Origin of the sequence: Nonomuraea sp. NPDC049624, assembly GCF_040675255.1 — a bacterium.
Classification (GTDB): Bacteria; Actinomycetota; Actinomycetes; order Streptosporangiales; family Streptosporangiaceae; genus Nonomuraea.
In genome coordinates, this window is sequence record NZ_JBFAOR010000005.1 from 748,904 (window position 1) to 764,133 (window position 15,230).

At 72.1% G+C, this 15,230-nt stretch carries 13 protein-coding genes; 6 read left to right on the forward strand and 7 right to left on the reverse strand.

The genetic code is table 11. The features are described from left to right. The first annotated feature begins 30 nt into the window (after nucleotides 1–30). Entirely contained in the window at nucleotides 31–1,422 is a 1,392-nt protein-coding gene (locus AB0J76_RS24405) for a tetratricopeptide repeat protein (protein ID WP_352327200.1), read from the forward strand. 87 nt (nucleotides 1,423–1,509) lie between these two features. Further along, entirely contained in the window at nucleotides 1,510–2,334 is an 825-nt protein-coding gene (locus AB0J76_RS24410; RefSeq protein ID WP_352327201.1) for a PIG-L family deacetylase, read from the forward strand. Nucleotides 2,335–2,543: 209 nt separating this feature from the next. On the opposite strand, the gene AB0J76_RS24415 is transcribed toward AB0J76_RS24410, so the two are convergent. After that, nucleotides 2,544–3,740, reverse strand: a complete 1,197-nt coding sequence (locus tag AB0J76_RS24415; protein ID WP_364390539.1) for an MFS transporter — start codon at nucleotides 3,738–3,740, stop codon at nucleotides 2,544–2,546. An 87-nt stretch (nucleotides 3,741–3,827) separates the two neighbouring features. Next, the gene (locus AB0J76_RS24420; protein WP_352327087.1) at nucleotides 3,828–4,280 is read right to left on the reverse strand and encodes a carboxymuconolactone decarboxylase family protein; all 453 of its coding nucleotides are present in this window, start codon (nucleotides 4,278–4,280) and stop codon (nucleotides 3,828–3,830) included. A gap of 70 nt (nucleotides 4,281–4,350) precedes the next feature. Between AB0J76_RS24420 and AB0J76_RS24425 the strand changes: the two genes are divergently transcribed. Further along, nucleotides 4,351–5,742 carry a PLP-dependent aminotransferase family protein gene (locus tag AB0J76_RS24425; RefSeq protein WP_352327086.1) on the forward strand — a complete coding sequence of 464 codons (1,392 nt, stop codon included), beginning with the start codon at nucleotides 4,351–4,353 and terminating at the stop codon, nucleotides 5,740–5,742. Nucleotides 5,743–5,848: 106 nt separating this feature from the next. Here the strand turns inward: AB0J76_RS24425 and AB0J76_RS24430 are convergent, their stop codons facing one another. Both AB0J76_RS24430 and AB0J76_RS24435 read right to left on the reverse strand, forming a co-directional pair. Beyond that, nucleotides 5,849–6,568, reverse strand: coding sequence for a GNAT family N-acetyltransferase (locus tag AB0J76_RS24430; protein ID WP_352327085.1), 720 nt, complete (start codon nucleotides 6,566–6,568; stop codon nucleotides 5,849–5,851). A gap of 296 nt (nucleotides 6,569–6,864) precedes the next feature. After that, entirely contained in the window at nucleotides 6,865–7,365 is a 501-nt protein-coding gene (locus AB0J76_RS24435; protein WP_352327084.1) for a helix-turn-helix domain-containing protein, read from the reverse strand. Nucleotides 7,366–7,547: 182 nt separating this feature from the next. Here AB0J76_RS24435 and AB0J76_RS24440 point away from each other — a divergent pair, with 182 nt between their 5' ends. Continuing rightward, nucleotides 7,548–8,360 (forward strand): SDR family oxidoreductase, encoded by an 813-nt coding sequence (locus AB0J76_RS24440; RefSeq protein WP_352327083.1) that lies wholly within the window; start codon nucleotides 7,548–7,550, stop codon nucleotides 8,358–8,360. Nucleotides 8,361–8,532: 172 nt separating this feature from the next. Here the strand turns inward: AB0J76_RS24440 and AB0J76_RS24445 are convergent, their stop codons facing one another. Beyond that, nucleotides 8,533–9,228, reverse strand: a complete 696-nt coding sequence (locus AB0J76_RS24445; protein ID WP_352327082.1) for a hypothetical protein — start codon at nucleotides 9,226–9,228, stop codon at nucleotides 8,533–8,535. 227 nt (nucleotides 9,229–9,455) lie between these two features. Between AB0J76_RS24445 and AB0J76_RS24450 the strand changes: the two genes are divergently transcribed. Beyond that, nucleotides 9,456–9,941, forward strand: coding sequence for an SRPBCC family protein (locus AB0J76_RS24450; protein WP_364390577.1), 486 nt, complete (start codon nucleotides 9,456–9,458; stop codon nucleotides 9,939–9,941). A 137-nt stretch (nucleotides 9,942–10,078) separates the two neighbouring features. After that, nucleotides 10,079–11,011, forward strand: coding sequence for a carbohydrate kinase (locus tag AB0J76_RS24455; protein ID WP_352327081.1), 933 nt, complete (start codon nucleotides 10,079–10,081; stop codon nucleotides 11,009–11,011). 49 nt (nucleotides 11,012–11,060) lie between these two features. Here the strand turns inward: AB0J76_RS24455 and AB0J76_RS24460 are convergent, their stop codons facing one another. Then, on the reverse strand, nucleotides 11,061–13,643 hold the full coding sequence (locus AB0J76_RS24460; protein WP_352327080.1) for a hypothetical protein: 2,583 nt from the start codon (nucleotides 13,641–13,643) through the stop codon (nucleotides 11,061–11,063). Nucleotides 13,644–13,664: 21 nt separating this feature from the next. Beyond that, nucleotides 13,665–15,221 carry a beta-N-acetylhexosaminidase gene (locus tag AB0J76_RS24465; RefSeq protein WP_352327079.1) on the reverse strand — a complete coding sequence of 519 codons (1,557 nt, stop codon included), beginning with the start codon at nucleotides 15,219–15,221 and terminating at the stop codon, nucleotides 13,665–13,667. Nucleotides 15,222–15,230: the final 9 nt, after the last annotated feature.

Below are 15,230 nucleotides of genomic sequence, written 5' to 3' on the forward strand. Positions count from 1 at the left end.
CGCCGGCGGTCGCGCGGTTACAGTGGCCGGGTGACCACCGACCAGCACGGCCTGGCCATGACCGGCGCGAGCGCCGCCGCCGCGCGCCACTACGACCGGGCGATCGACGAGCTGCTGCACTTCCGGGCCGAGGTCGCCGCCGAGGCGGCCGCCGCGCTGGCCGACTCCCCCGGCTTCCCGATGGGCAACGTGCTGTCCGCCTACCTCGACCTGCTGACCACCGAGGCGGCCGGCGCCCGTGCCGCGCGGGCCCGGTTCGCGTCCTTCCGCCGCCAGGCCGACGAGTCGTCGCTGCTGCCGCGCGAGCGTGCCCACGTGGCGGCCGTCCAGGCGCTGCTCGACGGCGACCTGACCACCTGCGGCGCGCTGCTCGCCGAGGTCACCGTCGCCCACCCACGCGACGCGCTGGCCCTGGCCGCCGGGCACCAGCTCGACTTCTTCACCGGCGACGCCCGCTCGCTGCGCGACCGGATCGGCGGCGCGCTCACCGCCTGGCACGAGGACGACCGGCACTTCGGCCAGGTGCTCGGCATGTACGCCTTCGGCCTGGAGGAGGCCGGCCACTACGACCGCTCGGAGCAGGTCGGCCTGCGCGCCGTCGAGCTCGACCCGCGCGACGTGTGGGGCATCCACGCGGTCGTGCACACCTACGAGATGCAGGGCCGCTTCGGCGAGGGCGTGCGCTACCTCGACGCCCGCCTGGGCGACTGGTCCACCGGCACGTTCTTCAACGTCCACACCTGGTGGCACTACGCCCTCTACGCCCTGGAGGCCGGCGACGAGCGGCGGGCGCTGGAGGTGCACGACGCGGCGCTGGCCGGCGGGCGCACGTCCATGGAGCTGCTGGACGCCGCCGCGCTGCTCTGGCGGCTCCTGCTGGAGGGCTCCGACCAGCACGAACGCTGGCAGGCCCTGGCCGACGCGTGGCCGCCGCTGGTGGCCGAGCCGTTCTACGCCTTCAACGACGTGCACGCGGTCATGTCGTACGTGGGGGCCGGGCGGATCGGGGAGGCGGAGAAGCTGATCGCCTCGCGGGAGGCGTACACGCTGGAGGGCCGTCCGGGGGTCACCAACGTCGCGATGACGATGCGGGTGGGGTTGCCGGTGTGCCGGGCCCTGGTGGCGTACGGGCGGGGCGACTTCGCGGCGGTGGTCGACCTGCTGCACCCGATCAGGCACCGGGTCGGCGAGTTCGGCGGCAGCCACGCCCAGCGGGACGCCGTGCAGAAGACGCTGCTGGAGGCGGCGCTGCGGGGCGGGCGGCACGAGCTGGCGCGGGCGCTGGTGAGCGAGCGCATCGGCGTACGGCCGGGCAGCCCGTTCAACTGGCTCAAGCAGGCGGCGGTGGCCGAGGGGCTGGGCGACCGCGCGGCCGCCGCCGTCGCCCGCCGCAGGGCCGCGACGCTGATCGCCGAGGCCTGACCCGCTGCTCGTCCCGCCCGTCTCTCCCTGACGGTCGCCGCGAACGCGCGGCCGGAAGTGTCGCACGCGCCGAGTAGGGTTCCCTTCATGGATCGGGAACTCACCTTGATGGTCGTCCACGCCCACCCCGACGACGAGTGCCTGAGCACCGGCGGCGTCCTCGCCCGCTACACCGACGAGGGCATCCGCACCGTGCTGGTCACCTGCACCAACGGCGAGCAGGGTGACGACACGGGCGGCGTCAAACCAGGCGAGGAGGGTCACGACGCCGCCAGGGTGGCCGAGCGGCGGCTGGCCGAGCTGCGCGAGTCCGTCGCCCACCTCGGCATCGACCACCTGGAGCTGCTCGGCTACCGCGACTCCGGCATGGACGGCTGGGACACCAACCACCATCCCGACGCGTTCGCCAACGTGCCGGTCGAGGTGGCCGCCGCCAGGCTGGGCGAGCTGATGGAGCGCTACCGCCCGCAGGTGGTGATCACCTACGACGAGACCGGCGGCGGCGGTTACGGCCACCCCGACCACGTGCAGGCCCACCGCATCACGGTGGCCGCCGTCGAGGCGACCGGCGTCCCCGACAAGTTCTACTACACGGCGATCCCCCGGGCGGCGATCAAGCGCATGTTCGAGCTGATGCGCGACAGCGGCGTCGACCTGGGCGGCTTCGAGCCGTCCGACGACTTCGGCACCCCCGACGAGCGGGTCAACGCCGTCGTCGACGTCACCCCCTACGTCGAGCGCAAGCTCAAGGCCCTCAAGGCCCACGAGAGCCAGGGCGAGAACATCTTCCTCCTCCGCATGCCCGACGAGGCCCAGCAGCAGGCGTTCTCCCACGAGGCCTTCGAACGGAAGCTGAACAAGGTCAACGCCCCCGACCACGAGGAAGACCTCTTCACCGGCCTCCGCCCCTGACCCTCCCCCGCTGGACTGTCCCGCGGTGATTTCGTGTGCCTGCCCATGTGCACTCACCCGTGGAACGGCGTTCGCCCTCGACGTGGTCTGCTGCGTGCGGTGTCTCACGGGTGGTCGCTTGTGAAACGCTCCCCGGCGCGCGACCGTGTCACCTCCTCTGCCGAAGGATGGGCAGTTCGTGAAATGCCTTGAGGCGGTGCGGGCCGTCGTCATGTCCGGCGGCCCGCGACGGTGACGAGCGGCGGCACCAGAACGGCCAGGGCGCCGCCGATCCACAGCACACTCACCGGGCCGGCGGTGTCGACCGCCAGGCCGCCGGCGAAGGCGCCGAGGGCGATGGACAGGTTGAACGTCGAGACGTACAGGGAGGACGCGGCCTCGGTGGCGGTAGGGGCGGCGTTGAGCATCCAGGTCTGGAAGGTGACCGGGACGGCGCCGTACGCCAGTCCCCAGACAACCAGGACCGCGGCCGCGGACAGGACGTCGTGGCTGCCGATCGCGACGGCGGCCATGGCGGCGGTGAGCAGCAGGCCGATGCCGCACACGGTCTGCCGCAGGCGCGTGGCGACCAGGGCGCCGGCGAGGAAGTTGCCGCAGATGCCGGCGATGCCGAAGACGAGCAGCAGCACGCTGATCATGTCGTCGGCGACGCCGTCGTCGTGGAGGATGGGCCGCAGGAAGGTGTAGGCGGTGAAATGCCCGGTGATGGCCAGGAAGGTCATGGCGATGCCGGTGCGTACGGCGCGGTGGGTGCGCAGCACGCGCGGCAGGTCCGCGAACGTCAGGGTGCGCTGCGGCGCCACCTTCGGCATCACGATGACCATGCAGGCCAGCGAGATCAGGCCGAGCACGCCGACGGCGGCGAACGCGGTGCGCCAGCCGGCGAGGTCACCGGTCAGGGTGCCGGCGGGCACGCCGAGCACCGAGGCGGTTTCGACGCCGCCGAAGACGACCGCGGTGGCGCGGGCCACGTGGCGTTCGGGCACCAGGCGCAGGGCGATGCCGCCGGCCAGGGACCAGAAGCCGCCGACACTGATGCCGATCAGGAAGCGGGCCAGCAGGACGACGGCGAAGCTGGTGGCGAAGGCGGAAGCGAGGTTGGCCGCGCCCACGATGCCGATCAGCACGACCAGCACCAGGCGGCGGTCGATCCGGGCGGTGGCCACGGTGACCAGCGGCGCCGCGACGGCGGCGACCAGCCCGGGCACGGTGACCATGAGCGCGGTGGTGCCCTCGGACAGGTCGAGGGCGGTGCCGATGGGGGTGAGCAGTCCGACGGGCAGCAGTTCGGACGTCATCAGGGCGAAGATGCCCAGCGTGACGGCGAGGATCGCGGACCAGCCCCGGACCGGTGAAGGGCCGGGACCCTGGGCCGCGTCCGGCGAGCTCGCGTCGATGGTGGTCATGGGTGGGGGACCTTTCCGGGTGTGGTCAAGGCGCGGGCGGTGGCCGCGACGAGGCGGCCACCGCCCGGAAACAGGGACACGGGGGGCTTACTCGGTGCCGGGGGTCCTGCGCGTGGTCACGTTCATGCGGTTCCAGGCGTTGACCGTGAAGATCAGCGCGATGAGCTGGGCCAGTTCCTTGTCGTCGAAGTGCCGCGCGGCCTCGTCGTACACCTCGTCCTCGACTCCTCGCGGCAGCAGGGTCACCGCCTCCGTGAGCGCCAGTGCGGCGCGCTCCTTCGCGGTGTAGAGGCCGGCCTCCTGCCAGGCGCTGAGCTGGTAGATCCGCGCCTCGCTCTCACCGGCCCGGCGGGCGTCGCCGGTGTGGTAGTCGATGCAGTACGCGCACCGGTTGATCTGCGAGGCGCGGATCTGCACCAGCTCGATCAGCACCGGGTCCAGCCCTTCGCGAGCCGCGGCGTCCAGGGCCAGCACGGCCTTGAAGACCTTGGGGGCGACACGCGAGAGGTTCATCCGTTCGGCAAGGGCAATGTTCGTCATGGCCACCACGCTAGGAGCGTGATCGGCCCACAATATGGTGCATTCTCATGACTCTTTCCTGGGCCAATTCGTGAACGGCAGCGACCTGCATCTGGAGCTGACCGGCAGCGGCGGCGCCCGGGTACGGCTGATGCGGGCCCTGCGCGAGGCCATACGGTCGGGACGGCTGGCGCCCGGCACCCGGCTGCCGCCCTACCGCGCCCTCGCCGTGGACCTGGGCATCGCCCGCAACACGGTGGCCGCCGCCTACGCCGAGCTCGTCGAGGAGGGCTGGCTCACCGCGCGTCAGGGGTCGGGCACCCAGGTCGCGCACCGCGCCGCGCCGGTGGAGCCGGACCTGCGGCGAGCTCCCGCGCGTCCGTCCCGCCCGCGGATCGTCCATGATCTGATGCCCAGTTCCCCCGACGCCGCCGCCTTCCCCCGCTCGGCCTGGGCCACGTCGGCCCGGCGGGCGCTGACCGCCGCGCCCAGCGACGCCTTCGGCGTCGGCGACCCCCGCGGCCGGCCCGAGGTGCGTCAGGCGCTGGTGGACTACCTGGCGCGCACCAGAGGCGTACGCACCACGGCGGAGCACATCGTGATCTGCTCGGGGTACGCGCACGGGTTGCGGCTGCTGTGCCAGGTACTGCGCGGCCCGGTCGCCGTCGAGGCCTACGGGCTCGCCTTCCACCGGTCTCTGCTGACCGAAGCAGCGCTGAGGACCGTCCCGCTCACCGTGGACGCCCACGGCGCCCGGATCGAGGACCTTCCCGCGACAGACGTGCGAGCGGTCCTGCTGACGCCGGCGCACCAGTACCCCACCGGAGGCGCCCTGCACCCCCGGCGGCGGGCCGCGGTCATCGACTGGGCCCGCGCCACGGGCGGCCTGGTGCTGGAGGACGACTACGACGGCGAGTTCCGTTACGACCGCGAACCGGTCGGCGCCGTGCAGGGCCTCGACCCCGACCGCGTCGTCTACTTCGGCTCGACCAGCAAGAGCCTGTCCCCGTCGCTGCGGCTCGGCTGGATGGCGCTGCCCACCCGGCTGGTGGACGACGTGCTCGCCGCCAAAGGTTCGCGCGAGTTCTGGTCGAGCGTCACCGACCAGCTCGCCCTGGCCGACTTCATCGCCTGCGGCGCCTACGACCGCCAGCTGCGCCGGATGCGCGCGATCTACCGGCGCCGCCGGAGCCTGCTCACGGCCACGCTCGCCGAGCGCGCCCCGCACATCACCGTCAGCGGCATCGCCGCCGGCCTGCACGCCGTGCTCGACCTTCCTCCCGGCACGGAGGAGGCCACCCTGCGCGCCGCCCGCCGCCTCGGCCTCGCCCTGGACGGCCTGGGCCCCTACCGGCATCCGGACAGCGCCATGCCGGCACGCGACGGCCTGGTCGTCGGGTACGGCACACCGGCTGAGCACGCGTTCGCCGCCGCGCTGGACGCCCTCTGCCTGGCCCTGCCGGCCCCGGTGACACCGGGTTGATGAGGCCGGCCCGACGAGATCCGCACCACACGGCTGTCGAGCGCGGCATCCACCGCCTCACCGGGACCGGGCCCTCGATGAGAGGCTGTGCACCAGCGCCCGGCGTTCAGGGGTTGACGGGGTGTTCGGTGTAGTGGCCGCAGGGGCGGAAGCCCAGGCGGCGGTAGACGGGCTCGCCGTCGGCTGACGCCTGCAGGACCGCGATGCGATGATCCCGGTCGTGGGCCGTGCGGAGTGCCGCGAGCGTGATGGCGCCGCCGTAGCCCCGTCGGCGGTGGGTGGCCAGGGTGGAGATGTTGTAGATGCCGGCGACCCCCGCGTGATGGAACACTTCGGCGGAGCAGACCGGACGGCCGTCCACGTAGCCGACCAGATACCGGGCCGGACAGTGCGCGGCCAGTGCCTGCGGGGCGGCGCGGGCGAAGAAGCGGCGGACGGTGTCGGCAGGCGGGTCCCAGTTCGCGGCGAGAACCGCGGCGTAGTCGGCGAGCTGTCCCGGCGTGGCGACCCTCTGGATGTCCAGCCCCCGGACGGCGGGCGGTGGCAGGGCGCCGTCCAGCTCGGCCCACATCGCCGTCTCGCGTTCGGACGCCGGCAGACCGGCCGCCGTCAGGCGAGCACCGAGGTCCGGCGGTGTCGAGGCGGGCCCCACCCACCAGGAGAAACGGCGGCCGGTGCGCGCCAACGTCCGGGCGGTCTCGCTGATGCGCGCCTCGGCGTCGGCGGCGGTGAAGCGGGCCGTGGCGACGATGTTGAAGGTGTCGTCGTCCAGGCCGCTGTCGGCGATCAGGAGGTCATCGGTCTGCGTGACGGTCGCGCCGGTCATGCTTCGGTGGAGGTGACAGGCGTGTTCCGCCAGGTTCCGTTCCATCCTGTCCAGCAAGTCGGCGTCATCGAGTGAATGATCATTCATAGGGGTCGATCCCAGCATGATCCGGGTGGAGATCGCATGGAGTTTTGGGTCGTCCGCCGGGGGTGTCGCGCCGCGATTCACGGATTCGATACAAGATCCTTGAGTGCCGCATGGTGCCGCCGCTCGGCCACGGCAGCCGCGTACGCCTTCGCGGCCCTGCACGTCATCGGCATGGTCGTCGCGATGGCGGGGATTCCCGAGGTGAGGTGTCACCGCGGGTCGGCGGCGTCCGAGCGGTTCTTCCGGGACGCCTTGAGGGCCTCGGGGAAGCCGGGGCCGTGGACGACGTGGATCTGCGCGAGGTCGGTGACCTCTCCGCAGGTGCCGCAGGTGGTCTGCTCGGTGATGGCCCCGCCGCAACCGGTGTGCCGATACAGGATGGGCGGACCGTCGGGCGCCGCCCATCGGTCACCCCACTCCGTCAGCGCGATGATCACGGGTGCCAGGTCGAGTCCCTTCCGGGTCGCGGCATAGCCGCCCCGGTCGGGCTGCTCCTTGCTCGGCCGCCGTTCGAGGACGCCCGCGTCGACCAGGCTGTCCAGGCGTTTGGCCAGGATGTTGGTCGCGATGCCGAGGCGCTGGAAGTCGGCGAACCGGGTCGCCCCGGCGAACAGCACGTCGCGCACGATCAGCAGGCTCCATCGCTCGCCGATGACCTCCAGCGCCCTGGCGGCCGAGCACACCTGCGTGTCGTACGTCTTGCCCAGCATGGCGACCCCGCCTCCCAGAGCAGCACTTGCGTGATGCAAGACTACCCCTCTACTGTCGCTTGCATCACGCAAGTGTGCTCGTGAACGGCGGACGGCTCCCTGGCGGCGCCCACGGTGCGATCAGCGAACCCGCCTGTCCGTCCGCCCGGAAGACCGGAAGAACAATCATGTGGAGGTCACCGATGAGCGGATTGCTGCTCAAGGACAAGAACGCTGTGATCTACGGAGGCGGCGGCGCCATCGGCGGCGCCATCGCGCGGGTCTTCGCCCGGGAAGGCGCGAACGTCTTCATCGCCGGGCGGACGCAGGCGAAGCTCGACGTCGTGGCGCGCGACATCGCCGCCGCCGGCGGAACGGTCGAGACCGCGCAGGTCGACGTGCTCGACCAGGAGGCGGTCGACAAGCACGCCGACGCGGTCGCGGCGACGGCCGGCGGCATCGACATCGCCGTGAACGCCGTGAGCGTCCCGCACGACCAGGGCACGTTGCTGGCGGATCTGTCGCTGGAGGAGTTCATGCGGCCGATCGACGGCTTCTTGCGCACGCTGTTCATCACCAGCAAGGCCGTGGCGCGGCACATGGGAGGCGAGCGTCCCGGTGTGATCCTGACGCTGTCGGAGCCGGGCGCCAAGCTGGCCGTGGGCGGCATTTTGGGGCACGCCGTGAGCGCGGCCGGCAAGGAGGCGTTCTCCCGGGTGCTGGCCGCGGAGCTGGCGCCCGGCAACGTCCGGGTGATCGGCATCCGTCCGCACGCCGTCGTCGACGCGCCGGCAGCGGGTTCCTACACCAAGGAGCTCTTCGAGCAGGCGGCGGCAGCGGCCGGACAGTCGGTCGAGGAGATGCTCGACGGCGGCGCGATGGCACAGGGGACGCTGCTCAAGAGGCTGCCGACGCTCTCCGAGATCGCGGAGACGGCCGCGTTCCTGGCGTCGGACCGAGCGGGGGCCATGACCGGGACGATCGCCAACCTGACCAGCGGCGCGATCGTCGACTGAGTTCAGAACGTTCGCCGGGCGGCGCGCGCGATGAGAGGGCGGAGGGGGGCTCGGCCACAGGACCGGCGAGGCGAACTCGGCGTGATCGCCGCCCCCGGGCCGGAGGCCGTCTCCGCAGCGCCGAGCGGAAGGCCGCCTGCGGCCGTCGGATCAGACGTCCGGTGCGGGGTTGCTACAGGCCCGCGATGTCGATCGCCCGGTCAAGGTACATCTCGGTGCCTCCGGGCCAGAAGCGCTCGTAGAGGAGATATTCCAGCGGGTCCCGCCGCTCGTCCGTCAGGAATTCGCGGGCGGCCCTGGGATGGTTGGACAGGGCGGCCATGACGGCCGCCATGGGGTCCCGTTCGTCCAGGGGAATGGCGCACATCGGCCGTGAGTCCGGGCGCAGGTTCCGCCAGTACGGAGACGCGGGAGGCTGGCTGCGTTCGTAGTCGTAGACCTTGAAGGCGAGGTCGCGCAGGAACACGTCGGCGAAACGGCCGTATCGCAACAATTGCCCGAGCGCGAAGCCGGTTTCCGGGTCGTCGAGGTTTTCGAGCAGACGGTGGACGTAAGGGGTCGAGATCCTGGCCGCGCCGGGTGCCCGCGAAGCGGTGCCGAGAAGCGTGCTCAGCGCCCTGGCCAGCCTGTCGAGGCTGGTGGACTGGATGGCATGCGCGCGGCGCAGCCCAGCCAGAAGGCTCTTGAGCTGGCGCGGCGGCATCACGGCGGCGAACGCCACGGCGAAGTCGGGGTCGTTTCGGCGCTTTTCGAGTTCGGCCAAATCGTGGGAATCGATGGCGCCCTTCTTCCCCTCCGCTCCGCAGAACGACTGGACGAAGGAATCGTAACCATAAGAATGATCGGACAGCGCTGACCAAATTTTCACGATAAAAACGAAAAGTCGGGCGGCCAATCTTCGCTATACATCACCTCTCAGGGCAAATCGTTCGCCAGCATCGCACATCACGAAGAGATAACATTAGCGAGCCCTCGGACGGACACGAAAAAACCACATGCCCGACCGGAATCCCGGCCCCCGCAACCCCCGGCCCCCGCAACCCCCGGGGCAGCGAGACGACGGAAGGCCGCTGGACCCTCGTCTTCGTCCGTGACCTGCGGCATCCGCCGGAGAAGGTGTGGCGGGCGCTGACCGAGCCCGGACAGCTCGCCGCGTGGGCCCCGTACACCGCTGACCGGGATCTTTCCGAGGCCGGTGGCGCGACCCTCACGATGATCGACGACGAGAAGCCCCAGGACCTGGCGGCCGAGGTCGTCCGCGTCCAGCCGCAGACGCTGCTGGAGTACACGTTCGGCACCGACCTGCTGCGCTGGGAGCTGGCGGCGACCGGCGGCGGCGCCCGTCTGACGCTGCGGCACACCGTCCTGGATCGCGACCTGCTGCCGAAGGTGGCGGCCGGGTGGCACATCTGCCTCGACGTGGCCGACCGGCTGCTCGAAGGGCGGCCGATCCCGCCGATCCGGGGTGCGGCGGCGGTCGACTTCGGCTGGTCGGAGCTGAACGACCGGTACGCCCAGCAGCTCGACGTCCCGAACACCGGCCTTCCCGGCCACCTGAAGGACGGCGACCAGAGCTCCTGACGAGCCACGCACCCGACCCCGCAGCCGATGTGGGCGGGGAAGGCGGCCGGGCTGCGATGATGAGCTCCCATCCGGAGACGTCGATGCCGCCCCAGGCGTACGGCATCGGCGGCGCGCGCCTCAGAAAGGCAGGCTCGATGATCGCTGTTCTGGGCGAGTGCGTCGCCGACGGCTTCACCACCGCGGCAGGTGGCGCGGGGCAGGGCGAGCTCGGGTTGCGGGTGCTGCCGGGCGGCGGCCCGGCCAACACGGCGGTGGCGCTGGCCAGGCTCGGCACGCCGGCCCGTTTCCTCGGACGCATCTCCGGCGACGTGTTCGGCGCGCTGTTCCGTGAGCGTCTGGCGTCCTCGGGCGTGGACCTGTCGGCGGCCGTCGAGGCCGCGGAGCCGAGCACGCTCTCCGTCGCCGCGCTCGACGGCGGCGGCCAGGCCGCCTACACCTTCTACGCGGGCGGCACCGCCGACTGGCAGTGGAGCCCGGACGAGCTGGCCCCGGCCCGGCTCGGCCCGGCCGCCTGCCTGCACACCGGGTCGCTGGCGCTGGTCAGGGAGCCGGGCCGGGCGGCGGTCGAGGAGTTCGCGCGCGCGGCCGCCGCGCGGGCCACGGTCTCGGTCGATCCCAACGTGCGGCCCACTCTGGCCGCCCGCGAGGACTACCGGGTCGAGCGCTGGTGCCGGTGGGCCGACCTGCTCAAGCTCAGCGAGGACGACCTGCGCTTCCTGATGCCCGGCGTGCCGGTGGAACGGGCCTGCGACACCTGGCACGCCGCCGGGGCCCGGCTCGTCGTGGTGACCCGCGGGGCGGCGGGGGCCCTGGTGTCCCTCGACGGCGAACGGGCGGAGGTGCGGGCGCCGGAGGTCGACGTCGTGGACACGGTCGGCGCCGGCGACTCCTTCACCGCCGGGCTCCTGCACGACCTGGGCGCCCGCGGCCTGCTCGGCGGCCGGCTCGACGGCCTCGACCTGGACACCGCCGTGGCCGCCGCGTCGTTCGCGGCCCGGGTGTCGGCGCTGACGTGCTCGGTGGCGGGCGCGAACCCGCCCTGGGCCGACGCACTGGCCACCCCCTGACCGGCGGCCCCCTCGTTGACGACGGGGGCCGGTCAGGTGACGGGGGCGGTCAGGTGAGGGGGACGGTCGTGGTGGGGACGTTGTAGCCGCGTACGCGGAGCGCCGGCTGGTGGCCGCCGAGGTCGCTCGTACGGTACGTGGCCGTGATGGTCGTGCTCTCCCCCGGCCACAGCGTGACGTAGTTGTCGGTGTAGGTCACCGGTACGACCTCGCGCCCGTCCGCGATCACCTCCGGGCGCAGGAGGAAGGCCAGGCCGGACGGGTTGCGCAGGGTGATCGTGACGGTCTCGGTCCCGGCGGAGACGGCGCGGACGCCGGTGGCGGCGACGTCGGCGGCGGGCAGGGCGTTCAGGCCGGTGAGGTCGGCGTAGGTCTTCGGCGTGGTGCGGTACCAGTTGCTCTTGTTGCCGAGCGTGTCGGGCGCGGTGGAGTACCAGTAGACGTTGTCGCTGACCTTGGCGCCGGCGGCGTCCTTGAGCTGGAGCCTGATGAGGTACGTCCGCGACAGCCCGGTCAGCGCCGGGATCGTCAGCACCTGGACGCCCGTGTTGGCCGTGGCGGTGACGGGGGCCGTGGCGGTGTACTTCTGCGCCAGGTCCGGCAGGTTGTGCACGGACACCGTGGCGGTCAGCCCGGACCGCGTGGTGAGGGTCGAGTTGACCACGTGCACGGCCCGGGTGAGGTAGTCGTAGGCGATGTGCACGGGTTCGGTGGCCTTCTTGGCGCCGAAGTAGCCGCCGCCGGGCTTGAGGTAGTAGTCGTAGAGGTTCCAGTGGACCGACGGCCAGGCGTTGTTCAGCATCCAGAAGATCGAGCCGAACGAGCGCACGTGCTGCCTGGCGCTCCACGCCTCGAAGAAGGCGCGGGCGTTCTCGTAGTTCTGCGCCTCGGACTTGCGGGACTGGTCGGCGGCGGAGGCGGGCGTGCCGTAGCGCCTGGCCAGGCCGGTGCTGTAGGGCGCGATGGTGTCGAACACGCTGCCCGGCTTGCCGGCGTGGTAGTTGTAGGCCGTGCCGATGGGCCAGACGTCGGCGGGCGCGAGGAAGCGTTGCAGCGTCTCCAGGGGCGGCGGCGACTCGGTGCCCTCCTCCCCCGTGCTGCCGTACGCGCCGCCGCTGCGGCTCTCGTCCCACCACAACACCGGGGGCTCCCACACGTACGGGCCGTCCATCTTCATGCCGGCGTCGGCGTTGGACCAGGTGGCGACGTTGTCCAGGGTGGGGTTCTGCCAGTGCAGGGCGGCGGCCACGCTCTTGTACGCGGCCAGGTGCGCGGCCGTCGGCGGCTGGTCGCTGCCGTAGGTCCACAGGAACACCGAGGCGTGGTGGCGCAGCGAGCGGAGCTGGCTGTCCAGCGAGGCGCGGGCGACCTGTTCCTGCTCGGCGGTCCAGGCGCTGTCGTCCTCCCAGGCGCTGCAGCAGACGAAGCCCGGCATGACCAGGATGCCCGCCTTGTCGGCCATGTCGTACAGTTCCTCGTTGCCGAGGGTGCCCTCCAGCCTGATGGTGTTCAGGCCCATGTCCTTGACGTAGGCGATGTGGGCGGCGTTCGTCCTGGTGTCCCAGCGCTGCATCAGGTCCCACACGTACCCGCCGCCGCGCAGCAGGATCGGCCGGCCGTTGATCTTGTATCCGGCGAACGAGGTGCCGTTGACGGTGGTGCGGTAGTCGGTGACCTCGCGGATGCCGAAGTCGATGGTCTTGCTGTCGGAGGCGCCCGCGCCGACCGTCAGGCGGTACAGCTCGGGGCTGCCGAACTGGTACGGCCACCACAACACCGGATCGCTCACGTGCAGCGGCGCGAAGGCGACCTCCTTGCGCTCGCGCGCGGCCAGCGTGACGGCCTGGGAGAAGGTGAGGTCCGGCCGGCCCGCCTTGCTGATCGTGCCGCTGACCGTGGTGGTGACAGGGGCGTTCGTCGCGTTGACGGCGTCCACGTAGACGGTCAGGTCGGCGGCGCCGCCCGACAGGGTGGTCCGCACGTACGGGTCGCGCAGGGCCACCGGGCCCGTGGTGTCCAGCAGGGTCGTGTTCCAGATGCCCGCGTTCATGTCGGGGGCCTCGGGGTTCCAGTCGACCGTGCAGGTGGACAGGTCCTTGCAGTCGTGGCGCGGCGGGGTGACCCGGACGGCCAGCGCGTTGACCGCGCCGGGCCGGATCGCGGCGGTGGCGTCGTACTCGTGGCCGACGAACGTGCCCACGGCCGCGGCGTCGAGCCGCACGCCGTTCAGCCAGATCTCGGCGCGGTAGCTGAGACCCTTGAAACGCAGCCAGTACACCTGGCCGGGGGCCGTTGCCGGGGCTGCGAACTCGCCGCGGAACCACCAGTCCTGGGTGGTCAGGTCGGGCACGTTCTTGAGGTTCTGGCCGAAGTAGACGTCCTGGTAGACGCCGTTGGCGACCAGCCCGGCCAGGACGGTCGAGGGCAGGGTGACCGGGTGCCAGCCGGTGGTGGCGTACCCGGGCGTGGAGATCACCGCGCCGGTGTCGGCGAGGCCGGTGGCCGGGCGCAGCGCCCAGCCTGAGGCCAGCTCGGTCGAACCGGCCGCCGCGACGGCGCTGCCGGCGCTCACCACCCCCGAGGCGAGCAGCAGGACGAGCACGGCCAGGACGCATCTGATCGATCGGGACATGCGCAGCTCCTGAGGGGGCTCCTACGAACCGGAGGGCCAGGCGATCTGGGTGGAGCGGTAGTAGGCGATCCCCATGACGCGCCAGCGCGGGCCCTGCGCGCCCAGCCGCTGCCGGAACGCGGTCCAGTCGTGCGTGGCGGAGGGGGACCAGCCCAGTTCGGCGAGCGCGGGCAGGCGGGGGAAGGCCATGTACTCGAGGTCGGCCGACGTCCTGAGCGTCTCGGTCCACAGCGGCGCCTCGACGCCGAGCACCTGCTCGGGCGGGAGCCTTCTGAGATAGGCGCCGGGATCCCAGCCGTAGGCGTCCTTGACCTCGATCGTGCCCGCCCAGGTCTGGCCGAGCGGGGTGCGCCGGTTGTACTTCATGTCCAGGTACGCACGGCTGGCCGGGGACATGACGACCTTCCGGCCCGCCGTCGAGACCGCCGTCTCCGTGGGGTCGCTGCCCCAGTACTGGACGACCGTGGTGGGCAGCGGGGTGGCGTTGACGACGTCGTGCCAGCCGATCACGGTCTTGCCGTGGGCGGCCACGATGCCCTGCGCCCGGTCGACGAACGCCCGGTAGTCGGCCGGCGTGGTGGAGGACGCCTCGTCCCCGCCGATGTGCAGGTACGGGCCGGGGGTGAGCGCGGCCAGCTCGCCGATCACCTGGTCCACGAAGGTGTAGGTGAGCTCCTTGGACGTGCACAGCGAGCTGAACCCGACGTCCGTGCCGGTGTAGCGCGGCGGGGCGACGCCGTCGCAGGTGAGCTCGCCGTAGGAGGCGAGGGCGGCGTTGGTGTGCCCCGGCATGTCGATCTCCGGGATCACGGTGACGTTGCGCGCGGCGGCGTAGGCGACGATCTCCTGGTACTGGGCCTTGGTGTAGGAGCCGCCGGGATCGCCGCCGACCGCCGTGCCGCCGCCGTAGGAGGCCAGCCGGGGCCAGGAGTCGATCGCGATGCGCCAGCCCTGGTCGTCGGACAGGTGCAGGTGCAGGCGGTTGATCTTGTAGAGCGCGATCTGGTCGAGGTACCGCTCGACCGCGTCCACCGGGAAGAAGTGCCTGGCCACGTCGAGCATCGCGCCCCGCCAGGGGTAGCGCGGCCGGTCCACGACCCGGCCGCCCGGCACCGGCCAGGGGCCGGGCTGCACCGTCTCGGCCTCGGCGGCGTACGGGAGCAGCTGCCGGAGCGTCTGCACGCCGTCGAACAGCCCGGCGGGCCCGTTGGCCAGCACGACGATCTCGGTGGCGGTCACGTCGAGCTGGTACGCCTCCTCCCCGCCGGCGACCGTGCCCAGGCGCAGCGCGATCCCGTCCGCCGGCGGGGCCGTCACGATCGGGACCGGGTAGCCGGTCGAGCGGCGCAACCGCCGCGCGAGCTGCTCGCCCACCTCGGCCACGTCGGAGTACAGGGCCGTGGCGGCGGTGATCCGGTACGTCACCCCCGCCGCCGGGACCGCGCTCACCGGAGCGGGCACGATCGCGCCGAAGGCGACGGCGGCCGCCGCCGTGGCACTGGGCGAGACGGTCACCGAGGCAGGGATCGACAGGGCGAGCAGGGTCGTCAGCACGACCGCAGCGGTGCGGATCTTCATGACCGCCTC